We start from the raw sequence: 22613 nt of genomic DNA on the forward strand, positions 1-22613 counted from the left end.
TTATTTAATGAAGCTATCTTTCGGCTATGCGATAAGAGGCTGTCTTAATAAGCGGCAATCGTTCCCGTCGCACCGTGCTGCGGCAGCGTCGCCAGACGAATCAGCTCCGGCGTAACCGCATGGGGGTCTTTACCCGTGGCGTGCATTTCGGTGCGGATGGTGCCGGGATTGAAGGCGTTGACGAGGATGCCGTAAGGCTGTTCCTCATCGGCCGTCGTGCGCGTGAGCGATTCCAAGCCCGCTTTGGACGCGCTGTAGGCAGCATATCCTCCTGCGCCGTTGTTTGCGAGGCCGGAGGTGATATTGATAATCCGTCCGTAACGGGCGCGTCTCATAATAGGGAGAACGGCCTGCGTCAACAGAAAGGGGCCGGTTAAGTTCGTCGCGATTTGTCTCGACCATTCCTGGACATCCAATTCCAGTACGGTTCCGGGCTCGAAGGCGGCTGCATTGTTCACCAGAATATCGATCGTACCCAGCTCGGCGGTTATCCAGCCGATCGCATGTAGAACATCCTGTTCGGAGGAAACGTCGCCCTGCACGGCGAGAACGCGTCCTGTTCCGCCTGCTTGGCGAATGGCCGCCGCCGTCTCTTCCAGCTTGCCCGATCGGCGTCCGATCAACGCGACGCGGGCTCCTGCCTGAGCAAAGTCGAGCGCCGCCGCTCTTCCGAGCCCGGTGCCTGCTCCCGTAATGACGGCGACCCGCCCATGTAGTATGCCTGCTGCCATAATCTCCACCCTCATTCGTAAATGTTGCAGCCATCGTACCAAATAACGCCGCACCGATGGAATAGGAATGGTATCAGACTTTCTTATATGAGGGAGTCAATTACCATATATTTAAGGGTTTTACACGCAAAAATATCGCTTCATCAGCGATGCTTATACGTACAATCAGAAATCGATATAGCAGCAGAGGAATAATAAAAACCCCGAAACCCGGCAAATATATTCCGGATTTCGGGGTTTCTGACGATTGCTGCATTCCCTATCGGTTCTGCAAACCAATCGCTTTTGAACGAATGCTGCAGGTCCTCCCGGACCTGCAAACCAATCGCTTTTTGAACGAATGCTGCAGGTCCTCTCGGACCTGCAAACCAATCGTTCTTAACTAACTTCGATCTTAGCGACCATCTTCGCATGACCGCCGCCGCACGGGATATCGCAATGGAACTCGTACGTGCCCGCGTCATTGAAAGTGACCACTTTCGGTTTGCCGCTGCTGAGCTTCAGATCGTTGAAATCCGGGATTTCGACGCCATGTACGCCGTCTTCGGAAACGACGGTGATTTCCGTCGGCTCGCCTTTTTTGATTTTGTACACGGGCTGGTCGAATTCATACTTCTTCGCTTTGATCGTTACTTTGGCGGAGGCGGCCGTGCCGGTATCTTCGACGTTCGTGCCGTTGCCCGTGTTCGTATTGGAATTCGAATTTGAACCGCAAGCAGCGAGAACGAAGATGGCTGCGGCAAGCATCAAGGACATGAGCAGTAGTTTTTTCACGGTAGTCTATCCCCTTCTCTTACATGGAATGATGAAGCAATTCCATTATAACGGAACTGGGACAAAATTACTGTGACGATCTCTTGAATCCGTTACGCGCGACCTCTGTCCCGTCCGGCTTCGTACGGCGTGCTGACCGGAATGAACAAGTCGATGATGCCGATGACGAGCGCGGCCAGAATGGCTCCGAGCCACGTGACTTCAACGCCGCCGACGATAAACTGCGCCACCCAGATGACGAGCGCGCTCATCAAGAAGCCGACGATCCCCCGCCCGAACGGCGTGACTCTTTTGCCGAAAATCCCTTCGACGATCCAACCCAATGCGGCGATGACCAGCGCCAGCAAGAGCGCGCTCCAGAAGCCGCCAACGCTGAACTGCGGAACGATATAACCGACGATCATCAGCACGATCGCGGATACGATAAACCTAACGACATGACCCAAGAAATGCATATCGATTACCCTCCTTGTAGTGGTATTGCCCCTGGCCTCGGCTTGGCGCCAGCCAAGCGGCATGATACGAAAAGCAAAGACCAATGAATCGGGAAGCGCGACATTTGGCGGGACTTCCCGTGTACATGTAGTGTTGCCCTTTTCCGCGGGACCATTCATGGACGCGCGAGGTCGTAGCGTAAGAGGGGGAGATTCGGCTATAATAGGAAACGAGAGGGGTTGTGCTCGCTTGGACAGCAAAATACTACACACACTTGATTATGCCAAAATTGTATATAAATTAGGCCAGCACGCCGCGACGGCTTTGGGAAAAGCAGAGGTCGAGGCGCTGCACCCGAGCCCGGATCTGGACGACGTCAAGCATGCGCTGCAGGTGACGGAAGAAGCCTATAAGGCCGACCGTCTCAAAGGCAGCGCGCCGTTCGGCGGCGTCGTGGACATTAAGCCTTCGCTGCTGCGTTCCAAGATCGGCGGTACGCTGAACCCGGCAGAACTGCTGGAAATCGCCGAAACGGTGCGCGGCGGACGCCGCGTCAAGCGGCATGTGCTGCAGCTGCACGACGATGACGAGGTGCCAATGCTGGCCGCGATGGCGGAGCAGCTGACGGAGCATAAACCGCTCGAGGACGCGATCTTCAACTGCATCGACGATCAGGCCGAAGTGATGGACAGCGCCAGCGTCGAGCTCGCGAATATCCGCCGGGAGCTGCGCGCCGGCGAAGGGCGCGTGCGCGAGAAGCTCGAAGGCATGATCCGCTCGTCGTCCGTGCAGAAGATGCTGCAGGATGCCATCATTACCATACGGAACGACCGATACGTGATACCGGTGAAACAAGAATACCGCTCGAACTTCGGCGGGATCATTCACGATCAATCCGGCTCCGGCGCCACGCTCTTCATCGAACCGGAAGCGATCGTCGTCATGAACAACAAGCTCCGGGAATTGCGTTTGGCCGAAGAACGCGAAATCGAGAAAATCCTGCAAAAGCTGACGGCGCTGACGGCAGACTATGCCGACGATCTCATCATCGATCTGGATCTGCTGGGCAAGCTGGATTTCGCCTTCGCGAAAGCGCGGCTGGCGCATGTCATGGGCGCTTCGCAGCCTCGCATGAACGACAGGGGCTATTTGAAGCTGCGCAAGGGCCGCCATCCGCTCATCGCGCGCGAACAGGTCGTGCCGATCGACGTGGAGCTCGGAAACAATTACACGGCGATTATCGTGACGGGGCCGAATACCGGCGGTAAGACGGTATCGCTCAAAACGATCGGACTGCTCAGCCTCATGGCCATGTCCGGCCTGTTCGTGCCTGCCGAGGAAGGCAGCCAGCTGTGCGTCTTCGATGCGTTGTACGCCGATATCGGAGACGAACAGAGCATCGAGCAGAACTTGAGTACGTTCTCGAGTCATCTGACGAACATTATCCGCATTCTAAATACAATGACGCCGAAAAGCCTTGTACTGCTCGATGAGCTCGGTGCCGGTACGGACCCGGCCGAAGGCTCGGCGCTGGCGATCGCCATTCTCGAGCATATGCACAAGCTCGGCTGCCGCATTGTCGCGACGACGCATTACAGCGAGCTGAAGGCCTATGCCTATAATCGCAAGGGCGTTATCAACGCGAGCATGGAGTTCGATGTCGCCACGCTGAGCCCGACGTACCGCCTCCTGATCGGCGTGCCGGGACGAAGCAACGCATTCGCGATCGCGGAGCGCCTCGGCCTGCAGCGCAGCATCATCGATCACGCGCGAGGCGAAGTGAGCGAAGAGGACATTCGCGTCGAGACGATGATCGCGTCGCTCGAAGAAAACCGAATCGGCGCCGAGACCGAGCGCCAAACGGCGGAAGCGCTTCGCAAGCAGCTCGAAGAGCAGCGCGCCCGCCACGAAGCGGAGCTGCAGCGGTTCGAAGAGCAGCGCGAGAAGCTGCTTGCCAAAGCGCAGGACGAAGCCCGCGAGGTCATGCTTCGCGCGAAACGCGAAGCGGAAGAGATCATTGCCGATCTGCGTAAGCTCGCGCAGGAAGAAGGCGCAGCGGTCAAGGATCATAAGCTGACGGAAGCCCGCCGCAAACTGGACGAGGCAACGCCGGAAGCCCGCAAGGCGGAGAAGAGCAAAGCGAAGGCGAATAAGCCGCAGCAGATCGAGAACGGCGACGAAGTCATGGTATACAGCCTCGGCCAACGAGGCCATGTCGTGGAGCTGAGCGGCAGCGAAGCGCTCGTCCAGCTGGGCATTCTGAAGATGAAGGTCGCGATAAGCGATCTCGAGCTCGTGAAGCGCGCCGAGACGGCGAAGACGCAGCAGCCGAAGATCGCCGCCAGCTTGAAGCGGACGCGCGACGAGAACGCGCGCTCGGAGCTTGATCTGCGCGGTTCGAATCTGGAAGAGGCAATATTGGAAGTGGACCGCTTTCTCGACGAGTCCTTCTTGGCCGGTTTCGGCCAGGTTTTCATCATCCATGGCCATGGTACCGGCGTGCTTCGCAGCGGGATCAGCGATTTCCTGCGCAGGCACAAGCATGTCAAGGGCTACCGTCTGGGCAGGTACGGAGAAGGCGGAGCCGGCGTTACCGTAGCGGAATTGAAGTAAGGTAAAGGAGATGGGCGCTTAGATGGATCAGGAAGTCGACCAAATGCTCAGCAATTCCTTTGCGGCCTCGCTTGCCTACGTTTCGATAGCGGTTTTGGCGCTGCTCGTCTTCTTATATATCTTCGAGCTCGTCACGCGCTACAAATGCTGGCAGGAAATCAAGAAAGGCAATATGGCCGTCGCGATGGCGACCGGGGGTAAAATTTTCGGGATCTGCAATCTGTTCCGATTCTCCATCGATGCGAACGAGACCGTCTATCAGAGCCTCGTTTGGGCTATGTACGGGTATGCGCTTTTGCTTGCTGCTTACTTCTTGTTTGAGTTTCTGACGCCGGTTTTTCGAATCGACGACGAGATTCAGAAGGACAATCGGGCGGTCGGCTTTATCGCCATGATTATTTCCATCTCATTGTCTTACGTCATTGGCGCTACGGTCGCATAAGCAAGGTTTGAATAGTTTGGGGGATGGATGCACGGATGAAATATCTATGGGGCACGCTGTTCGCGCTGGCTGCGCTGTTCGTGGTTTTCGGTGTCTTCTATTTATTACGATAAGCGATTTCTATAAAATGCCGCGAGCATGTTGATTGGAGCAACGATCGGATCAAACCTCAATCAACATGCTTCGGAACGAGGAGCGACGTTACATGAACGAACAACATCAACATGAACAACAGGACGGGCCGGTGATATGTCCTTGGTGCCAGAGCGAAATCGTCTGGGACGAAGAAATCGGACCGGAGCGCGAATGCCCGCATTGCGAGAACGAGCTGTCAGGATACCGTACGCTGCAATTCGATATGGACGGCAGCGAAGAGGATGAGCCGGAAGAGGATGAAGCAGCGACGGATGCTTGGGAGGCGGACGGCTCGCCGGATTTGACCGACTTCGTGGAATACGGAAGCGAGCGGCTGGCGATGACCGGCGCGGTGGAGCGTCTGCTGGAGGATCAGCTGGAGGCGCCGGAATGCCCGTCCTGCCGCGAACTGATGCTCGAAGCCGGCACGCATGTCGTCAAGGGCGATCAGTTCCAGCCGAGAATTCCGGCGGCGCTCGGATTGCCAATCCTGGAGAAGCCCTTCTCCCTGGTCCTCTACGTGTGCCCGTCATGCTTCCATACCGAGAACCGATTGTCGGTTAAGGACCAGGAGCATCTTGTTTCGAGGCTGGCTTTGGCAGGGGACGAGCTATAAGGTCGCGGAAACGAGTCAATAAAACATCATCGTGCAGTGCATATCGAAGAAATTGGCAAGTTCATACAAATCTTGAATTCCGGCATGCCCGCTTCTCCAAGAGGGTACCTTACGCCTATTAGCTGCATGTAATGCGGCAGGCTGGAGGGATGCTGCTTGGAACAGGGAAAACATGCCGTGCAATCGCGCTGGCACGCGGGCAAAGCCCGGGGGAACATGCGAACCGTATCGGGCGAGGGCAGCGGGAAACGGGATTTCACGACCCGCACCTTGGACGGACAAGCCGTACTGCTGTTGGCCGTACAGGCGCTGCTGGGGACGGCCAACGCATTATCCGGTACGTTCTTGCCGATCTATCTATGGAAGTCCAGCCAGTCCTTCGCCGTGATCGGCTGGTTTAATTTGACGCAATTCCTCGTGAGCGGACTTACGTTCTGGCTTGCGGGGAAATGGGTCAAGGAGCACAACAAAATGAACAGTCTCCGGCTCGGCGTCGCGCTGTCCGGTTTGTTTTATTTTGTCGTCCTGCTGCTGGGCAAGTCGGCGGTCACGTACGTTGTTCCGCTCGGCACGATGATCGGCATCGGGAACGGCCTCTTCTGGCTCGCGTTCAACGTCGTCTACTTCGAGGTCACGGAGCCGGGCAATCGCGACCGCTTCAACGGCTGGGCCGGATTGCTCGGCTCGGGGGCCGGCATCGTGGCGCCGTGGATATCCGGCTGGCTCATCACGGTGAGCACGGGCGAGCGAGGCTATCATATTATTTTCACGGTCTCGTCCGTCATCTTCGCGGTTGCCGTCGTGCTCAGCTTCTGGCTGAAGAAACGAAAGGCTTCCGGCACTTATGAGTGGCTTCACGGCTATCGGCAGCTCCGCCAGAAGGGCAATCCGTGGCGTTACGCCGTTGCCGCGATCATCTGCCAGGGCGTACGCGAAGGCGTATACATGTTCTTCATCGGCTTGCTCGTGTTCCTAGCGACGAAGAACGAGGGAAAGCTCGGCAACTTCTCGCTTGTGACGTCGCTTGTGGCACTGGTCAGCTTCTGGCTGGTCGGACGGCTGCTGAAGCCGGAACGAAGACGCGCCGCAATGCTGATTGGCGCAATCGCGGTGACCGCGGTCATCGCGCCGCTCTTCTGGCCGCTGTCTTACCGGACGCTCCTGTTGTTCGGCATCGGCACGGCGCTGTTCATGCCGCTGTATATTTTACCGATGACGTCGACGGTATTCGACCTGATCGGCAGCACGGAAGACAGCGCGAAGAAGCGCGAGGAATTCGTCGTTCTGCGCGAAGCCGGGCTTACAGCCGGCCGAATCGTCGGCGTTGCGGCGTATTTGCTCGTGCTGCCCTATATGGAGCAATCGACTTACGTCGTGCCCGGGCTTATGCTGGCCGTCGGCGCGTTTCCGATTCTGGGCTGGTGGCTGATGCGCGGCTTGGTAGGCCGGGCGGCGCGGGGACGACAAGAAACAGAAACCTCTTCATGAGGAAGGGATATAGAGGAGGAGAAACAATGCCGCGCATTGTGAATAACGTGACCGAATTAATCGGAGAGACGCCTGTCGTCGCGCTCCGCCGCATGCAGGAGCAGGGCTCCGCCGAGGTACTCGTGAAGCTCGAGCGCTTCAATCCGAGCGGAAGCGTCAAGGACCGGGCGGCTTCCGCGCTCATCGCGGCCGGCGAGGCGAAGGGAATACTGACGCCCGGCGCGACGATTATCGAGCCGACGAGCGGGAATACCGGTATCGGCCTGGCCATGAATGCCGCTGCCAAAGGCTATAAACTGATTCTCGTCATGCCCGACAATATGACGAAAGAACGTATCGGCCTGCTCAAGGCTTACGGCGCGGAGGTCGTGCTGACTCCGGCGGCCGAACGGATGCCCGGGGCCATCAAGCGAGCGTTCGAGCTGCAAGGGGAGCGTCCCGGGAGCTATATTCCGAATCAGTTCGAGAACGAAGCGAACCCGGACATCCATCGCGTGACGACGGCCAAGGAAATCCTGCGCCAAACGGACGGCAGGCTGGACGTCTTCGTCGCTTCGGCGGGTACAGGCGGCACGATCACTGGAACGGGCGAGGCGCTTAAAGCCGCGCTCCCCGGACTGTATGTCGCGGTCGTCGAGCCTCTCGGTTCCCCTGTTCTGTCCGGGGGAAAGCCGGGACCGCATAAGCTCGTCGGCACGAGTCCGGGGTTTATCCCGGCGATCTTGAATACGTCGGTCTATGACGAAATCGTTCAAGTAGCGGATGACGCGGCCGTGGATACGATGCGCCGGCTCGCCCGCGAGGAAGGACTGCTGCTCGGTCCTTCTTCCGGCGCCTCGGTATGGGCTGCAATGGAGCAAGCCCGCCGGATCGGGAAGGGCGGGCGCGTGCTGTGCATCGCCCCTGACAGCGGCGAGCGATATTTAAGTATGGGGTTGTTTTAGCGGCGGCTGCGATTAATCCTTCCAAACCTCCAATTCTTCTTCTACGATGGCCCTGCGCTCTTCGATGTAGCTCCGGAACAATTCCGGCTCTTCCTCGAAGGAGCGGAAGGGCCATTTTCGCGTGAAATCGTCCCGGATGGCAGGGGTGATCTCCTCGTACATGCTTTGAATGACCGGTTCGATGGTGCCGATCGTGAATTTGCCGTCGAGCAGCTTTGCCAGAATTTTACGATACGCCTGCCTGCAGGATTTATAGGATAACACCTTGCGGGTGAGCGCGTTATAGCCTCTCACGTCTACCAAATCGCTGCCGCACAGCCGTCCATAGCAGTTGCGTCCCCATGTCCCCTCGTAATCCCACGGAATAATCCGATATTTCCCCGTGGTCGTATGCTCGTAGAGCGCATAGTTCTGATCGAAGCCGTCATAGTTCCCGGTAAGCACGGCACCGGCCAGCCATTTCAGATAAACGCTGACATCGAGTCGCTTGGCCATATAAGTGCGCAGTGTCCGCCTCGGCAGCCGATTGATGCTGCTTACGAAGCGCACGAGCCGTTTCTCCGTATTCACGTTCCCCTTCATCACGCGGTAGCCTTCCATGAGCGACTCTTTCCGCGCTTCCGTATCGGGATCGATCAAGCTGAAATTCGCCTTGTCGTTAACCGCATAGATCAGCGCCTTGGAACCGATGCTTCGCCTGCGGAAGAAGGCCGTATCCACCGATTCGATTTCCAAATAAACCCCGTGCGGGTAGCCGTTCCACTCCAGCCACATATGCTTCGTTCGCGGCGCGGGAACACCCATCATATTGAAGAAACGGAAGGAAAGCGCATTGCGGATCATCGACGGGTCGTCGAATTCCGCATTCCAATGAAGGATACCGTTATCCCCGAAATGGATTTCGTAGGATTTCTTCGGATACGTCCGCGTGTGGCCTCCGCGAATCCTCAGCTTCGCATCCATCGTCTTGCCGTCCATCTCCAGCTTCACGGGGGCGAATTCATTGCTCCAGACATCGGCCAGTAGGCGCTGCAGATCGGCCTCGTCGATCGTTATCTTGCGAGTAGCCAGCCCTTCCCCGGACATTAGACCATCTCCTTAGGCAAAAGATAAAGCCCATCGCATCGATAGGCTTCAGCTTATTTACACTATGCGGGCGATCGTCTATTGGTCACTGCCGCTTATTTGCCGCCCCAGCCGCTGTTGTGGCTGCTGTTGCTGCGAGCGCCGCGGGAACCTTGCGTACCGCGGGAGCCTTGCGTGCCGCGGGAGCCTTGCGTGCCGCGGGAACCCTGCGTGCCGCGGGAACCTTGCGTGCCGCGGGAACCTTGCGAGCCTTGAGTACCTTGAATACCTTGCGAGCCTTGAGTACCTTGAGTACCTTGCATGCCTTGCGAGCCGTGCACGCCGCGAGAACCGCAGGAGCCTTGCGTACCTTTTGTGCCTTGCGAGCCTTGAGTACCGCGGGAACCTTGCGTATGCTCGCCGGGAGCTCCTTGCGTGCCTTTGGTACCATGCGAGCCATGGGAACCGCGGGAGCCGCGGGAACCTTGTGTACCTTTCGTACGGTCGCCGCAGGAACCTTGGGTGCCTTTGGTGCCATGCGAGCCATGGGAACCGAGGGGACCTTTCGTGCGGTCGCCGCAGGAACCTTGCGTGCCTTTGGAGCCATGCGAGCCATGGGAACCGAGGGGACCTTTCGTGCGGTCGCCGCAGGAACCTTGCGTGCCTTTGGTGCCATGCGAACCATGGGAACCGCGGGAGCCCTGGGAGCCTTGCGTACCTTGCGTGCGGTCGCCGCAGGAACCTTTCGTACCATGCGAGCCATGGGAACCGCGGGAGCCTTGCGTGCCTTTGGTGCCCTGCGAACCATGGGAACCGCGGGAGCCGTGCGTGCCTTTCGTACGGTCGCCGCAGGAACTTTTATGTCCGCCGAGGTTTTTCTTTTGATTGTTTGCCATTCTTCTCTTTCAACTCCTTTTGATAGATTCTATACAAGCTATGTCGCGAATCTATCAATCGCACCGGGTCATTGACTCATCTTATTAGAAATAGATATCAATCTAGTACCCTATGGATACAGGATACATATAAATACATTATAAATTGTCTCCCATGATAGATTTCACCGGGGCAAGCAATGGAGGGATGAATGCCGAAGAGAGTAGGATGAACCGTTATTTTGGCAGCAGGTATCGGATCGTGTTTGCACCCTTTGGTCTTTCATGGGGCAGGTTAGAATCTATTATTACGGAGGGATTTTGGTATGAATTATTGCTGGGGAAACATGGGCAACATGGGCAACATGGGAAACATGGGTAACGATGCAATCAGCTACAAACCGTACGGCGCGCTTGCCGGCCAAGGCAATCACAACGGCCATAAAAGCTGCAAAAGCCGCAAAAGCGGCGGTACCGGCGGCGAACGTTTCTTGAACGCGCAGGTCGGCATGAACGTTAAAGTGAACCGCGGCGGTCCGGAATCGCTCGAGGGCAAGCTTCTCGGCGTCCAACCCGGCTATCTCGTGCTCAAATCGGCTAACGGACTCGTGTATGTGAATACCAGCCATGTGAAGAGCGTTACGGATCTTCCCGGCGGAACTGGCGGATCCCACGGTTCGAAAGGCGGATCGCGCCAATATATCATGGCAGGAAGCTTCGACGGCGTCCTTCGCCAGCTGACTCGCAGATTCGTGCAAATCAACTGGGGCGGACCCGAAAAGCTCGAAGGCTTCATCGGGCACGTCGGCAACGAATCGCTGCTGCTCGTCGTAGGTCAGGAACTGGTGCAAATCCCGCTTTATCACATCAAAACGGTTAAAACCGCCGGCATGTATGCAAGCGGCGGCAGCAAAGGCAACCAAGGCAATCAAGGCAACCAAGGCAACAGCGGCAACAAGTCGTCTTCCAACAACAAATCGTCCTCCGGCCAAAAATCGTCCTCCGGCCATAAATCATCCTCCGGCAACCAATCGTCCTCCCGCGGCAACCGCAGTTCCAACCGGAACAACCGAACAAGCGGCAAAAAAAGCGGCAGAACCGCCAGCACGCGTACCGGCTCCATGCGCGATAAAAAAGGCTGATTAACGAAAGCTTCCGTAGCTGCCGGCGGCACCCATCTCCAGTTTCAGCGGCCCGGTCCGGTTCCCCAAGGACCCGGTCTTCGGCGCCGCTGAATGGAATGCCGTCGGCACTGCGGCCTTCGTTGTTCGCATGATTCCCGATTATGGCCGCATACGCTTCTCGTGCTGGAGATATGGCGGCGAAGACTTCCTGGCCGATCCTTTTCGTCTCGCGTTCGGTATCCATGCGATTGTGGACGCCTTCGGCGGGCTGCTGACGATCATGTCAACCCCTCATGAACAACAAACATGAAGTCGTTACCGGGATGTTGCCGCTGACCATTCATCAATCTCCTTCCCAAGCCGTGCAGCCGGCCAGTCTGTTCAGTCTCGGATGCAAGGACGCATCTGACAGGATGAAAGGAGGTCGATTTCATGAAATATCGTCACCCTTTATTAGACCGCTTCATCGAACTAGATATTTCCGGCAAGACGATCACGATCCAAGGCAAGCTCATCGATATGGGCCAAGACATACTCGTTGTTCATAACGGTACACAATTCCTTTATATTCCGCTCATTCACGTGCAGCAGCTGCGTTTGGCCAAAACCTTGGATGCGCAGGCAATCACGGTGCCCGAACTGCCCTTCGAACCGCAAAACGATCCGATTTCCTACCGCAAAGTGCTGATGAACGCCAAGGGCATGTTCTCTGAGATTTACATTACCGGCAACCAATCGATTCACGGCTATCTAACGAGCGTCATGAACGATTTCTTCGTCTTCTATTCTCCCGTGTACCATTCGGTGATCATATCTCTTCAGCATCTGAAGTTTCTGATTCCGTATAATCCGAACGTAACGCCGTACACGCTGACACCCGAGCAGTTTCCGCTTAAGCCGTCTCCCATAACGCTGGCTCGCACCTTGGATCAGCAGCTCCGCAAGTTGATCGGCGAGTTCGTGATATTGGATCTAGGCGAAAATCCGAACAAAATCGGCGTGCTCAAAAGCATCGACCAAAACATCATCGAGCTGTCGACCGCGGGAGGCAACTCCGTCTATCTGCACTTCGACCATGTCAAGACGGTCCATCTTCCGTAATCATCGCCGCCCGGTCCGGTTCTTCCCTTCGGGGAAGAAGCGTTACATATTCAGCCCTATCTTGGACATACTAGGCAAGGATTATAATCCATGGAAACAGGAGGGATTACCTTGATGCAAGCATTGACAGCCAAGGAGCTGGAATATTTAGTGGATTCTCTGTCGAACGAGGATCTGCTGATCAAGCAAAACGCCGTGATGGCGGCTTCGGCCAGTAATCCGGCAATCAAGCAATTAGGCGCGAACATGATCCAAACCCATCTGCAGCATACGCAAATGCTGCTGCAATCCATCGGGCAGCATCAACAGTTTGCCCCGACTCAGCCGCAATCGCACTAGCCCGGCCATTTTAATCGATAGGGAGGTTCAGACGATATGTACCAACAACAAGGACATGCCAAGCCGATGTTATCCGACGAGGATTTGGCTTATACGGTATTGGCGGATCTGAAGCGCGTCGCAAGCGAATACACCACGGCGGTAACGGAATCCAGCTGCCAGCAGGTACGCCAGCTGTTCACGAATTTGCTCAACAGCACGCTTCAGCTGCAGGGCCAGCTATACAAGGCGATGGAGCAGAACAACATGTACAGCGCGGCTTCGCCGGCGCTTCGCCAGGAGATCCAGAAGCAGCTTCAGTCGAACCAGCAAACCGAGCAAAAGACCGAGCAGTTTTTGCAGCAGTTCGGCTTCGGCCAGCCGGCGTTCAGAAGCCCGCAGTATCAATACCAGCAGCAGCCGATGCAGTATCAGCAGAACGGTCAGCAGCAAATGCAAGGCGGCAGCCAGACGTTTATGTAATCGGCAGTCAAGAAACGGCTGCCGAATTTCGGCGCGCGCCGTTCAAGACCCTTCGGGGTCTTTTTGTTTTTGGGCCCGAAAAGCCAGAAGACGCGCCGGATGAGGGCGAGCCGGGGCGCTTTTCTTCTTTGCAGGAAGCTTGGATTCGTTGTAAGATAAGGTTTATAGCTAAGATCAGGAGGGTTTGACGATGGATGGACGGAAAATGCAAATACTCGAACTGCTGAAGGAAGATGCAAGGCGCTCGGCAGACTTGATCGCGACGATGATCGACGCGCCCGCGGACGAGGTCAAGCAGGCGATTGCGGAGATGGAGCAGGATCATATCATCGTCAAATACGCGACCGTTGTCAATTGGAGCAAGGTTGAAGATGAGAAGGTTACCGCGTTGATCGAAGTTCAAATTACGCCGGAACGCGGCCGCGGCTTCGAGGGCATCGCGGAACGGATCTACTTATACCCGGAAGTGAAATCGGTCTACTTAATGTCGGGCGCGTACGATCTGCTCGTCGAGGTGCAGGGCAAGACGCTGAAGGACGTGGCGTCCTTCGTATCCAACAAGCTCTCGCCGATCGATGCCGTGCTGTCTACCAAAACCTTCTTTATTCTGAAAAAATACAAGCAAGACGGCATTATATTCGAAGAGCATGAGGATGACCACCGTCTTCTTGTCTCGCCGTAAGAGGTGTCCTTATGATAATCGATGAGAAACAACAGAGCATCCCGGCCAAGCGCGAATCCATGGCGGACTATTTGTCGCCGCAGGTGAGAGCCATCAAGCCGTCCGGCATCCGGCGGTTTTTCGATTTGGCGGCGGGCCGCAAAGATATTATTACGCTCGGCGTCGGCGAGCCCGATTTCATCACGCCATGGCATGTGCGCGAAGCCTGCGTGTACGCGCTGGAGATGGGCAAGACGCAGTATACGTCGAACGCGGGTACGCCGGAGCTGCGCGAGGAGATCGCGCACTACTTGAACCATGAATTCCAAGTCGCCTACGATCCCGGCAAAGAAGTGCTCGTCACGGTCGGCGGCAGCGAAGCGATCGATCTCGCGCTGCGGGCGCTGATCGCGCCGGGCGACGAAATTCTCGTGCCGGAGCCGTGCTACATCTCGTATTCGCCGATTACGTCGCTTACGGGCGGCGTGCCGGTCGGCGTGGAGACGTTCGCGAAGGACCAGTTCAAGCTGACCGCGGAGTCGCTGCGCGCGGCGATCACGCCGAAGTCCAAGGTGCTCATTCTCTGCTATCCGAGCAACCCGACCGGCGGAATCATGACGCGCGAGGATTGGCTGCCGATCGCCAAAGTCGTCGAAGAGCACGATCTTATCGTTATCTCCGACGAGATCTACGCCGAGCTTACTTACGGCACGAAGCATGTCAGCTTTGCGGCCATGCCGGGCATGAAGGATCGCACGATATTGGTCAGCGGCTTCTCCAAGTCGTTTGCGATGACGGGCTGGAGGATCGGTTATGCATGCGGTCATCCGGAGCTCATCGCCGCCATGCTCAAGATCCATCAATATACGGTCATGTGCGCCTCCAACATGGCACAGGTGGCAGCGCTGGAAGCGCTCCGCAACGGCATGGAAGAGAAGGACCGGATGGTGGAGTCGTATAACCAGCGGCGCAGGTTGGTCGTGAAGGGTTTCCGGGACATCGGACTGGACTGCCACGAACCGCAAGGCGCGTTTTATGCGTTCCCATCCATCGCGGGACTGGGGTTGACGTCGGAGGAATTCGCGACGGGACTGCTTAACGAACAGAAGGTCGCGGCCGTGCCAGGGGACGTGTTCGGACTTGGCGGGGAAGGCCATCTTCGCTGCTCCTACGCGACGTCGGTCAGTCAGCTGACGGAAGCGATCGATCGAATGGGACAGTTCGTCAGGAAAATTAAAGGAGAATGAAAAAGAGATATTCTTTTTTGACATTCTTTGTTATAATTCATACTAACTTTATAAATTCTTTAACCTCGTCGTGCACAAGCGTCGTTAGGTAGCGTTGATTGAAGACTGGAGGGATGGCAATGACTTGTGCAAGAACGGGTCTTAAGCTTGTATCCTCGTCGTCCGTACGTCGATTAGAAGACGAAATCTATGCGCTGCGCATGAAAATGGAGCAATCCTACGTGGAAGAAGAGACGTTCAGCTCGGAGAAAGTCATTGGCCTGAGCCGGCTGCTCGATACGAAGATTAATGAATACATGCGGTTTACGAACCATAGAGGCAAGGCACAGCTGAGCTGACCATAGGCGCACAGCAGGAGAGAAGAGGTCCTTTACGGGACTTCTTTTCTTTTGTTTTGGCTTGCGCGCCGCTAGAGAAGGGAATCGAACATCCATGAATGCCGTTGTTGGCTTACGTATGTACAATGTGTTATTTTTTGCTTTGCTTGCCATTTTTATCTCGTTTCTTCCCGTCTATTTGGATGCCCAGGGTTTATCCGCCGTGCGGATCGGCATTATCGTCGGATCGGGGGGCTTCGTCTCGATCTTCTCCTCGCCGCTCTGGGGCATGGTCAGCGACCGGTTCCGGACGATCCGGGGCATCCTGCTCACGCTGATCGTCTGCTCCACTGTCGTCGGCTACTTCTTATATACGTCGAACAGCTTCGCGATGCTCGTCATCTTCACGATGCTGCTTTACTTCTTCCTGCTGCCGATGGACCCGCTCACGGAAAGCTTGAACTTCCAAACGTCGCAGGCTGCCGGCGTCAGCTACGGTTCGATCCGGATGTTCGGCGCGCTTGGTTATGCGGTCATGTCGCTCACGGTCGGCTATGTCATGCTGTATTTCGGCAAAGGCAGCCTCGGACTTCTGTTTGCCGCATTCGGCGCGGTCAGCTTCGTCGTCTGCCTGACGCTGCGCGATGCGCCGACCTCGGGCAAGCCCGTGTCCCTGCGAAGCTTGGGACGATTTCTGAGCCATCGCGAGACCTTGATGTTTCTGGTGCTGATCTTCGTCGCGGCCGTTCCGTCCCGGATGAACGATACGTATCTCGGGGTCCATATGCGCGCCTTGGGAGGAAGCTCCGAGCTCGTGGGACAAGCGTGGTTCCTAGCCGCCGGCAGCGAGATTCTCGTCTTTGCCCTCAGCTTCTGGTGGATGCGCAGCGGCCGGGAAATGGCGCTAATCGCTTTCGCGAGCTTCTTTTATTTCCTGCGGTTTTTCCTGTCGGCATGGATCACGGACCCGCATGCCATGACGTATTTGCAGCTGCTGCAGGTGTTCACGTTCCCGATATTGTATTCCGCCGCCATTCAATATTTGTACCGGATCGTGCCGGACGAGTGGAAAGCAACGGGGCAAACCGTGCTTGCGCTGCTGTTCTTCGGCATCTCGGGCATCGTGGCCTCCTATGCCGGCGGCTGGTTGTACGAGCGTCTGGAGGGGCACGGCTTCTATCTCTTGTTGTCGGGTATGTCCTTCGCGGCATTCCTGTTCAGTCTGGTGCTGCTGGCCGTTTATCGAAGCGGGCGGACGAGCGGAGCGGCGGAGGACCGGCAGACGGCTTGATGGTCGACTAGAGGCGGAGGAAGTTGCAAGGGCGGGCTCGATGCGGCAGTCGCGCGCTGCCTTCCGCAAGCCGCGGCAAGGGGATTTATGCTATATTTAAAAGCAGCGCATTTTGGATGGTAAGAACCAAGGGAGGGATCGTTGACGATGAAACTTTATACGCGAACGGGAGACGGCGGAGAAACCTCGGTGAAGGGAGGCCGCGTCCGCAAGGACGACATCCGGGTTGAAGCTTACGGCACCATCGACGAGCTGAACAGCTTCGTCGGTCAAGCGGCTGCTCTGGCGGCAGCGGCAGGGCAGCTCGACGGGCTGGCCGCGGAGCTGCTGGAAATTCAACAGGAGCTGTTCGACTGCGGGTCGGATCTCGCTTTCCGCGATCCAGCAGGACGCGACCTGAAGCTGACGCCGGAAGCGGCGGAACGGCTGGAGGGATGGATCGACGCGCATACGGACGCCGCGCCCGAGATTACGCGCTTTATCCTGCCGGGGGGAAGCGAAGTATCCGCGGTGCTGCATGTATGCCGGACCGTGTGCCGGCGCGCGGAGCGCCGAGCCGTAACGCTGAGCGCGGAGGTCGAGGTGCCCGCGCCGGTCATGACGTATCTCAACAGGCTATCGGATTATTTCTTCGCGGCGGCACGCGCGGCTAACGCTAGATTAGGCGTGGAGGACACGGCCTATATCAGAAGCGCGGACGTCTTCCGCAAACGCGATTCGTGAGCGAGACGGCCTATTACCCTCCGTTGACGGTGCGCGCGTCCGCAGAGGATGACGGCAAGATGGTACGGACCGTGCTGGAGCGGCGTCTCGGCGTTTCCCGCAAGCTATTGTCCCGCCTCAAGCTGACGGATCTCGGCATCACGGTCAACGGCGAGCGGGTCTATACCAACGACCGCGTAGCCGCGGGAGATCTCCTGGAGCTGCGGATGGAGCAGGAGGAGTCGGACGATATTTTGCCGGAGCAGATGGAGCTGGATATCGTGTACGAGGATGCCGATCTGCTCGTCGTGAACAAGCCGCCGGGGATCATCGTTCATCCGACGCACGGGCACTATACGGGAACGCTGGCGAACGGGGTGGTCCACTACTGGAAGCTTCGCGGGGAACGGGTGCGTTTCAGGCCGATCCACCGTCTGGACGAGGAGACGTCGGGGCTTGTAGCCATCGCAAAGACAGCCTATATCCATCAGCAGCTGTCCGAGCAGCTGCAGCGGGGCGAGGTGGATAAACGCTATCGGGCGTACGTGTACGGGTCGCCGCCGGAACTGTCGGCGACCGTCGACGAGCCGATCGATCGCGACAAGGCTAATCCGCATCTGCGCGTGGTCGCGCCGGACGGTTACCCGTCCGTGACGCATTACGAAGTGGAAGCGGTGTACGGAGACGGCGTCGCCGCCAAGGTGAATTTGAAGCTGGAGACGGGGCGAACGCATCAGATCCGGGTTCACATGAAGCATGTCGGCTGCCCTTTGATCGGAGACAAGCTTTATGGTTATGCGGAACGAGCGGCAGCTAGCGGCAGCTTCAATGACGGCAGTAGAGCGGGAGAAGATTCCATGCTTGCCGGCGAGACAAGCCAAGGTCAGGGAGATCCGTCTCCTGCCGGGAACGGCGCGCCCGAGGAAGCGCCGCTGCTGGAGAAGGCCGTCGATCGGCAGGCGCTGCATGCCGCGATCCTGTCGTTCACGCATCCGATTACGCGCGCGCGGATGACCTTCGAAGCGTCGCTGCCGGATGATTTGAGACGACTGGAGGCCGAGCTTGCGAAGCTGCAGCCGCGATGACGGGGACCGCGGCCGACGCCGCAGACCGCTAGGACAAGCAGCCTCGCAGACGGATCATCCGGAACCCTGACGGAGAACATGAACGGATGGAGATAGAGCAACGATGAAGAAGCTGACGATCTATGAATATCCCAAATGCGGTACCTGCCGCAGCGCGATCAAGAATCTGAAGAGCAAGGATTATGAGCTGGAGCACCATAACGTGTTCGAGACGGCGCCGTCTGCCCAGGTGCTGGCGGACCTCGTGAAGAGAAGCGGGCTGGACGTGAAGAAGTTTTTCAACACTTCAGGCGAGGCGTATAAGGAAATGGGCCTGAAGGACAAGCTGCCCGGCATGTCGGACGGCGAGAAAATCGCCCTGCTGGCTTCCAATGGCAGATTGATTAAGCGGCCTGTCGTGTCGGACGGCACTACGGTGACGGTCGGTTTCAAGGAAGAAGATTTCAATCGTATTTGGAGCTAAGGCAGCGAGGGGGATAAGCGAGTGTCTACGAAATTATGGCGCGCGCAGCGGCTGTCGCGCCTTGGCTCCTCGATCTTCGCGGAGGTCGCGGAGTGGAAGCGGAACGCGGTTCTGCGCGGGCTGGATGTGATCGATCTCAGCATCGGCAGTCCCGACCTACCGCCATCCGAACCGATCAGGGAGGCGCTGAGCCAAGCCGCGCTGCGGGGCGATGCGTACGGTTATCCGGGGTCCCGAGGCACGGCGGCTTTTCTCGCGAAGGCGTCCGAGTGGCTGGCTTTCCGCTTCGGCATCGCGATCGATCCCGCGGAGGAGCTCGTCTCGCTGATGGGTTCGCAGGACGGCCTCGGCCATCTGGCACTCGCGCTGTGCGACCCCGGCGATATCGTGCTGCTGCCGGATCCGGGGTATCCGGTCTATGCGGCTGCATTGGCCTTGGCAGGAGTCGTGCCTTATCTCATGCCGCTGCGGGCCGAGAACGATTACTTGCCCGACTTCGCAAGCGTACCGAACGACGTTTGGCAGCGCGCGAAGTTCATGCTGCTCAATTATCCGGGCAATCCTGTATCCGCCGTGGCGGACCTTGCCTTCTTCGAGCTTGCGGTCGAGACTGCCAAGCGGCACGGCGTTCTCATTGTGCATGATTTGGCTTATTCGGAAATGGCGTTCGACGGCTGCCGCCCGCCAAGCATACTTCAGGTCGACGGCGCGATCGACACGGCGGTCGAATTTCATTCCTTGTCGAAAAGCTTCAATATGGCAGGCTGCCGGATCGGCTTTCTTGCGGGCAACCGCGAAGCCGTCGCGGCAATGCGCGAACTGAAGGCGAACATCGATTACGGCGTTTTCCTCCCCGTACAAGAGGCGGGAATCGTCGCGCTTGACATGGATATAGCGGGAACCGGGCCGAAGGTCGGGCCCGTCTATGAGCGCCGCCGAGACGTGCTGACGGAAGCGCTGCGAGAGCAGGGCTGGGAAGTCGAACGTCCCAAAGCGACGATGTTCCTGTGGGCGAAGCTGCCTCGGATGCAGTGGCAGCTGACCGAGCCATGGGACTCGCGTCGAATTTCCCGGGAAATGCTCGAAAGAGCGGGAGTCGCGGTCATTCCCGGCGATGCTTTCGGCGCGGAAGGCGAGGGCTTCGTACGTATCGCGCTGGTCGAGGACGAAGCTCGCCTGAGAGAGGCCGCGACGCGCATCGGCGCATTTATTCGCGGCGAATACTAGGCTGTTGGCCTCTTTCCGATTGGGAGCCTCACCTAACATGACTTAACGGACATAACGAGAACGTGCGAAAGTTATCGAGAAAGCCGGCAGGCTGCATCAGACGAAGCTGATGCAGCCTGCCGGCTTTTTGGTTTTCAAACTTCTTACAAACTTCATGCTAACGGGAGGAGGAAAGCTCGCGTGCCCAGCCCTCGATGCAAAAATCGATCCGGCGGCGGCCTTCGGTCTCCGATGCTTCGTGCGTATCGCGCAGCCATTCCGGAAGCGGGCCTTGATGCAGGCCCAAGTGCTCCATGCGCACCGTTTCGGGCTACGCGGCCGAATATATTCGGCTCCGGCGCCCATTCTCCGTAAATGTCGACGATGCCGGCAGCCTCGAAGCCGGGCTTGCCCGGCCAATGCTCCAAGCCTTCCGTGCCAACCGGCAGAAGCCGCGGTTTACGCGGCTTCCCTGCAACGAAAGGTAAGGCCTCCGTCTGTTTCATCGTATGATTTTCACCGGTTGTCCGGATGCGGCCGACTCGTAGGCGGCCAGCGCGACGCGCACCGCCTCCAGCCCGTCCTCGCCCGTGACGGCGACGGGCTTGTCGTTGCGAATGCTGTCGACGAAGGAGGCCACCAGGCCCGCATCCATATCGGAACCCCAGTTGACCCAGGATGTTTTCATCGTTGCGTCTTTATGGACCACGATATTTTGCTTGAACAGATCGACTTTGCTGACGCCGGCGCTGCCGACGATTTCGAGCGTCACGTCGCCCCAGGTCGGGAAGGATTTGGTTCGCGACCAGGAAGGGTCGAGCGAAGCGATAACGCCGTTGTCGAATGCAAACACGAGCGTTCCGCAATCATCCGCTTCGATCTTGTGGAAGCGCGTGCCGATCTCCGCGTACACTTCGGTGATCTCCGCGCCCGGCATGATCCAACGCATCAAGTCGACGACATGGACCGTGTGGTCGATGACGGCTCCGCCGCCGGACTTGGCCTTCTCGATAAACCACCCGCCAGGCATGGAGCCGCGATTGGTGCCCTGTAAGGCGCGAATGCGGCCCAGCGAGCCGTTGTCGACGTCGCGCTTCATCGCCGCGGCTGCGGGGTGAAAACGGCAGGGGAATGCGGTCATCAGCTTGACGCCGTGGCGGTGCGCCGCTTGGACGATCTCCTCGGCGCTTTCCAAGGAGTCGGCAAGGGGCTTTTCGCACAAAATGTGTTTGCCGGCATGCGCCGCGGCAACGGCCAGCTCGCGATGGAGGGCATTCTCGGAGCAAACGACGACCGCCTCGATATCCGATGCCAGCAGCTTCTCGTAGTCTTGTTCCCAATGGGTGCCGAAGTCGTGCGCAGCCTGGCGGCCGCGATTCTCTTCGGCTTCGGCGACGCCGGCGATTTCAACGCCAAGCTGGCGCAGGCCGTGCACATAAGCGTAGACATGCATGTGGGCAACGCCCAGTAGGCCGATCTTCATCAGGCATTCCCCTTTCCGAAGCTTTCCATTTCGACAGCCGTACCGGTTATGGCCGAATGCATGCAGGCGAGACTGATGCGCAGCGCTTCGAACGCATCCTCGGCAGTCAGGACGGGCTCGATGCCATCGGCGATGCAGCGCAGAAAATGATCGAGCTCCACGTCGTACGGGCTATGGGTTAGGGCGCTGTGCGGCACTTGCACGGCCGCCTGGTTGACTTCCTTCGCAGCCAGTTGGACGCGGTTCGTGACGGCATCCTCCGAGTTGACCGACAGAATGCCGCCATTCCCGGCAACCTCGAGACGCGTGGCGAACCCTTCGGGATAAGCCCACGACCCATTGGCATAGCCGATCGCTCCGCTGCCGAAGCGCAGCGTAACGAAGGCATGATCCGGTTCCTCGGTGTCGCCGGAAGCGAGCAGGCTGCGCGCGTAGACGCGGTCTACTTCGCCGAACGTCCAGCGCAGCCAGTCGAAGTCATGCAGCATCAGATCGAGCAGCACGCCGCCGGATTTGGAAAAATCCAGATACCAGCCGTCATAGCCGCGCGGACAGGCACTGACGCGCTCCGTGCGGATCGTGCCGACTTCTCCGATCTCGCCGCTTCGGATCAGGTCCCGAACTTGCGCGTATTCCGGGAAGAAGCGCAGCACATGGCCGACGTACAGCTGAACGCCGGCCGCCTTGCAGGCCTCGATCATCTCCCGCGCGTCCGCGAGGCTGCCGGCGATCGGCTTCTCGCAGATGACGTGCTTGCCGCAGGATGCGGCGCGCAGAACGTATTCTTTGTGCATGAACGTAGGAAGACAGATATCGAGGACATCGGGAGTTTCGGCAGCCATGAGCTCGTCGAGCGTGGCATAGGCGCGCGTCCCAAGCCGCTCCGCTAGAGCGGCGGCCGTCTCCAGCCGGGAATCGACGATGCCGGCGAGCTCGGCGCGCGGATTGCGCGCATGTGCCTCGGCATGGACGGTGCCCATGGCCCCGGAGCCGATAAGTGCGATTCGCATGTGT

General features: G+C 58.0%; 24 protein-coding genes. 17 read left to right on the plus strand and 7 right to left on the minus strand.

Translation table 11 applies throughout. The features are described 5' to 3' along the window. Positions 1–44: 44 nt before the first annotated feature. The 3 genes from GT003_RS21775 to GT003_RS21785 all read right to left on the minus strand — a co-directional run bounded on the left by GT003_RS21775 (position 45) and on the right by GT003_RS21785 (position 1960). Complete coding sequence (locus GT003_RS21775; protein WP_161701801.1) at positions 45–731, minus strand: SDR family NAD(P)-dependent oxidoreductase; 687 nt, start codon at positions 729–731, stop codon at positions 45–47. A 378-nt stretch (positions 732–1109) separates the two neighbouring features. Beyond that, positions 1110–1505 carry a cupredoxin domain-containing protein gene (locus GT003_RS21780; RefSeq protein ID WP_161701803.1) on the minus strand — a complete coding sequence of 132 codons (396 nt, stop codon included), beginning with the start codon at positions 1503–1505 and terminating at the stop codon, positions 1110–1112. 92 nt (positions 1506–1597) lie between these two features. After that, complete coding sequence (locus GT003_RS21785; protein ID WP_161701805.1) at positions 1598–1960, minus strand: phage holin family protein; 363 nt, start codon at positions 1958–1960, stop codon at positions 1598–1600. Between the two features lie 229 nt (positions 1961–2189). Here GT003_RS21785 and GT003_RS21790 point away from each other — a divergent pair, with 229 nt between their 5' ends. The 5 genes from GT003_RS21790 to cysK all read left to right on the plus strand — a co-directional run bounded on the left by GT003_RS21790 (position 2190) and on the right by cysK (position 8178). After that, positions 2190–4553, plus strand: coding sequence for an endonuclease MutS2 (locus GT003_RS21790; RefSeq protein ID WP_161701807.1), 2364 nt, complete (start codon positions 2190–2192; stop codon positions 4551–4553). 22 nt (positions 4554–4575) lie between these two features. Beyond that, positions 4576–4995, plus strand: coding sequence for a DUF350 domain-containing protein (locus GT003_RS21795; protein ID WP_161701809.1), 420 nt, complete (start codon positions 4576–4578; stop codon positions 4993–4995). A gap of 205 nt (positions 4996–5200) precedes the next feature. Continuing rightward, positions 5201–5746: a hypothetical protein gene (locus GT003_RS21800; RefSeq protein WP_161701811.1), complete on the plus strand. Its 546-nt coding sequence runs from the start codon at positions 5201–5203 to the stop codon at positions 5744–5746. 156 nt (positions 5747–5902) lie between these two features. Then, positions 5903–7234 (plus strand): MFS transporter, encoded by a 1332-nt coding sequence (locus GT003_RS21805; RefSeq protein WP_170312304.1) that lies wholly within the window; start codon positions 5903–5905, stop codon positions 7232–7234. Between the two features lie 26 nt (positions 7235–7260). Then, the gene (gene cysK, locus GT003_RS21810; protein ID WP_161701813.1) at positions 7261–8178 is read left to right on the plus strand and encodes a cysteine synthase A; all 918 of its coding nucleotides are present in this window, start codon (positions 7261–7263) and stop codon (positions 8176–8178) included. Positions 8179–8190: 12 nt separating this feature from the next. Here cysK and GT003_RS21815 read toward each other — a convergent pair whose 3' ends face one another. Both GT003_RS21815 and GT003_RS21820 read right to left on the minus strand, forming a co-directional pair. Further along, complete coding sequence (locus GT003_RS21815) at positions 8191–9264, minus strand: CotH kinase family protein (protein ID WP_161701815.1); 1074 nt, start codon at positions 9262–9264, stop codon at positions 8191–8193. Between the two features lie 95 nt (positions 9265–9359). Beyond that, the gene (locus GT003_RS21820; protein WP_161701817.1) at positions 9360–10139 is read right to left on the minus strand and encodes a hypothetical protein; all 780 of its coding nucleotides are present in this window, start codon (positions 10137–10139) and stop codon (positions 9360–9362) included. Positions 10140–10444: 305 nt separating this feature from the next. Here GT003_RS21820 and GT003_RS21825 point away from each other — a divergent pair, with 305 nt between their 5' ends. The 12 genes from GT003_RS21825 (at position 10445) to GT003_RS21880 (ending at position 20137) form a co-directional block, all read left to right on the plus strand. Next, positions 10445–11260 carry a hypothetical protein gene (locus GT003_RS21825; RefSeq protein ID WP_161701819.1) on the plus strand — a complete coding sequence of 272 codons (816 nt, stop codon included), beginning with the start codon at positions 10445–10447 and terminating at the stop codon, positions 11258–11260. 414 nt (positions 11261–11674) lie between these two features. Then, positions 11675–12343 (plus strand): DUF2642 domain-containing protein, encoded by a 669-nt coding sequence (locus GT003_RS21830; protein WP_161701821.1) that lies wholly within the window; start codon positions 11675–11677, stop codon positions 12341–12343. A 114-nt stretch (positions 12344–12457) separates the two neighbouring features. After that, complete coding sequence (locus GT003_RS21835) at positions 12458–12682, plus strand: hypothetical protein (RefSeq protein ID WP_161701823.1); 225 nt, start codon at positions 12458–12460, stop codon at positions 12680–12682. Positions 12683–12718: 36 nt separating this feature from the next. Continuing rightward, positions 12719–13144, plus strand: a complete 426-nt coding sequence (locus GT003_RS21840; protein ID WP_161701825.1) for a spore coat protein — start codon at positions 12719–12721, stop codon at positions 13142–13144. Between the two features lie 190 nt (positions 13145–13334). Continuing rightward, positions 13335–13826, plus strand: a complete 492-nt coding sequence (locus GT003_RS21845) for an Lrp/AsnC family transcriptional regulator (protein WP_161701827.1) — start codon at positions 13335–13337, stop codon at positions 13824–13826. An 11-nt stretch (positions 13827–13837) separates the two neighbouring features. Further along, on the plus strand, positions 13838–15052 hold the full coding sequence (locus tag GT003_RS21850) for an aminotransferase class I/II-fold pyridoxal phosphate-dependent enzyme (protein ID WP_161701829.1): 1215 nt from the start codon (positions 13838–13840) through the stop codon (positions 15050–15052). A gap of 119 nt (positions 15053–15171) precedes the next feature. Further along, positions 15172–15390 carry an aspartyl-phosphate phosphatase Spo0E family protein gene (locus GT003_RS21855; protein ID WP_239565936.1) on the plus strand — a complete coding sequence of 73 codons (219 nt, stop codon included), beginning with the start codon at positions 15172–15174 and terminating at the stop codon, positions 15388–15390. 94 nt (positions 15391–15484) lie between these two features. Continuing rightward, positions 15485–16660 (plus strand): MFS transporter, encoded by a 1176-nt coding sequence (locus GT003_RS21860; protein WP_161701833.1) that lies wholly within the window; start codon positions 15485–15487, stop codon positions 16658–16660. A 147-nt stretch (positions 16661–16807) separates the two neighbouring features. Beyond that, positions 16808–17383, plus strand: a complete 576-nt coding sequence (locus tag GT003_RS21865) for a cob(I)yrinic acid a,c-diamide adenosyltransferase (protein WP_161701836.1) — start codon at positions 16808–16810, stop codon at positions 17381–17383. Between the two features lie 59 nt (positions 17384–17442). Beyond that, complete coding sequence (locus GT003_RS21870; protein ID WP_161701838.1) at positions 17443–18447, plus strand: RluA family pseudouridine synthase; 1005 nt, start codon at positions 17443–17445, stop codon at positions 18445–18447. Positions 18448–18550: 103 nt separating this feature from the next. Beyond that, on the plus strand, positions 18551–18910 hold the full coding sequence (locus tag GT003_RS21875; RefSeq protein WP_161701840.1) for a Spx/MgsR family RNA polymerase-binding regulatory protein: 360 nt from the start codon (positions 18551–18553) through the stop codon (positions 18908–18910). A 21-nt stretch (positions 18911–18931) separates the two neighbouring features. Beyond that, positions 18932–20137 carry an aminotransferase class I/II-fold pyridoxal phosphate-dependent enzyme gene (locus GT003_RS21880; protein WP_161701842.1) on the plus strand — a complete coding sequence of 402 codons (1206 nt, stop codon included), beginning with the start codon at positions 18932–18934 and terminating at the stop codon, positions 20135–20137. A gap of 481 nt (positions 20138–20618) precedes the next feature. On the opposite strand, the gene GT003_RS21885 is transcribed toward GT003_RS21880, so the two are convergent. Together GT003_RS21885 and GT003_RS21890 are read right to left on the minus strand one after the other, a co-directional pair. Beyond that, positions 20619–21599 carry a Gfo/Idh/MocA family protein gene (locus GT003_RS21885; protein WP_161701844.1) on the minus strand — a complete coding sequence of 327 codons (981 nt, stop codon included), beginning with the start codon at positions 21597–21599 and terminating at the stop codon, positions 20619–20621. Continuing rightward, complete coding sequence (locus tag GT003_RS21890) at positions 21599–22609, minus strand: Gfo/Idh/MocA family protein (protein WP_161701846.1); 1011 nt, start codon at positions 22607–22609, stop codon at positions 21599–21601. Before GT003_RS21890 ends, GT003_RS21885 begins: the two co-directional genes overlap by 1 nt. Between the last annotated feature and the right edge of the window lie 4 nt (positions 22610–22613).

Origin of the sequence: Paenibacillus sacheonensis (assembly GCF_009909195.1) — a bacterium.
GTDB lineage: Bacteria > Bacillota > Bacilli > Paenibacillales > Paenibacillaceae > Paenibacillus_Z > Paenibacillus_Z sacheonensis.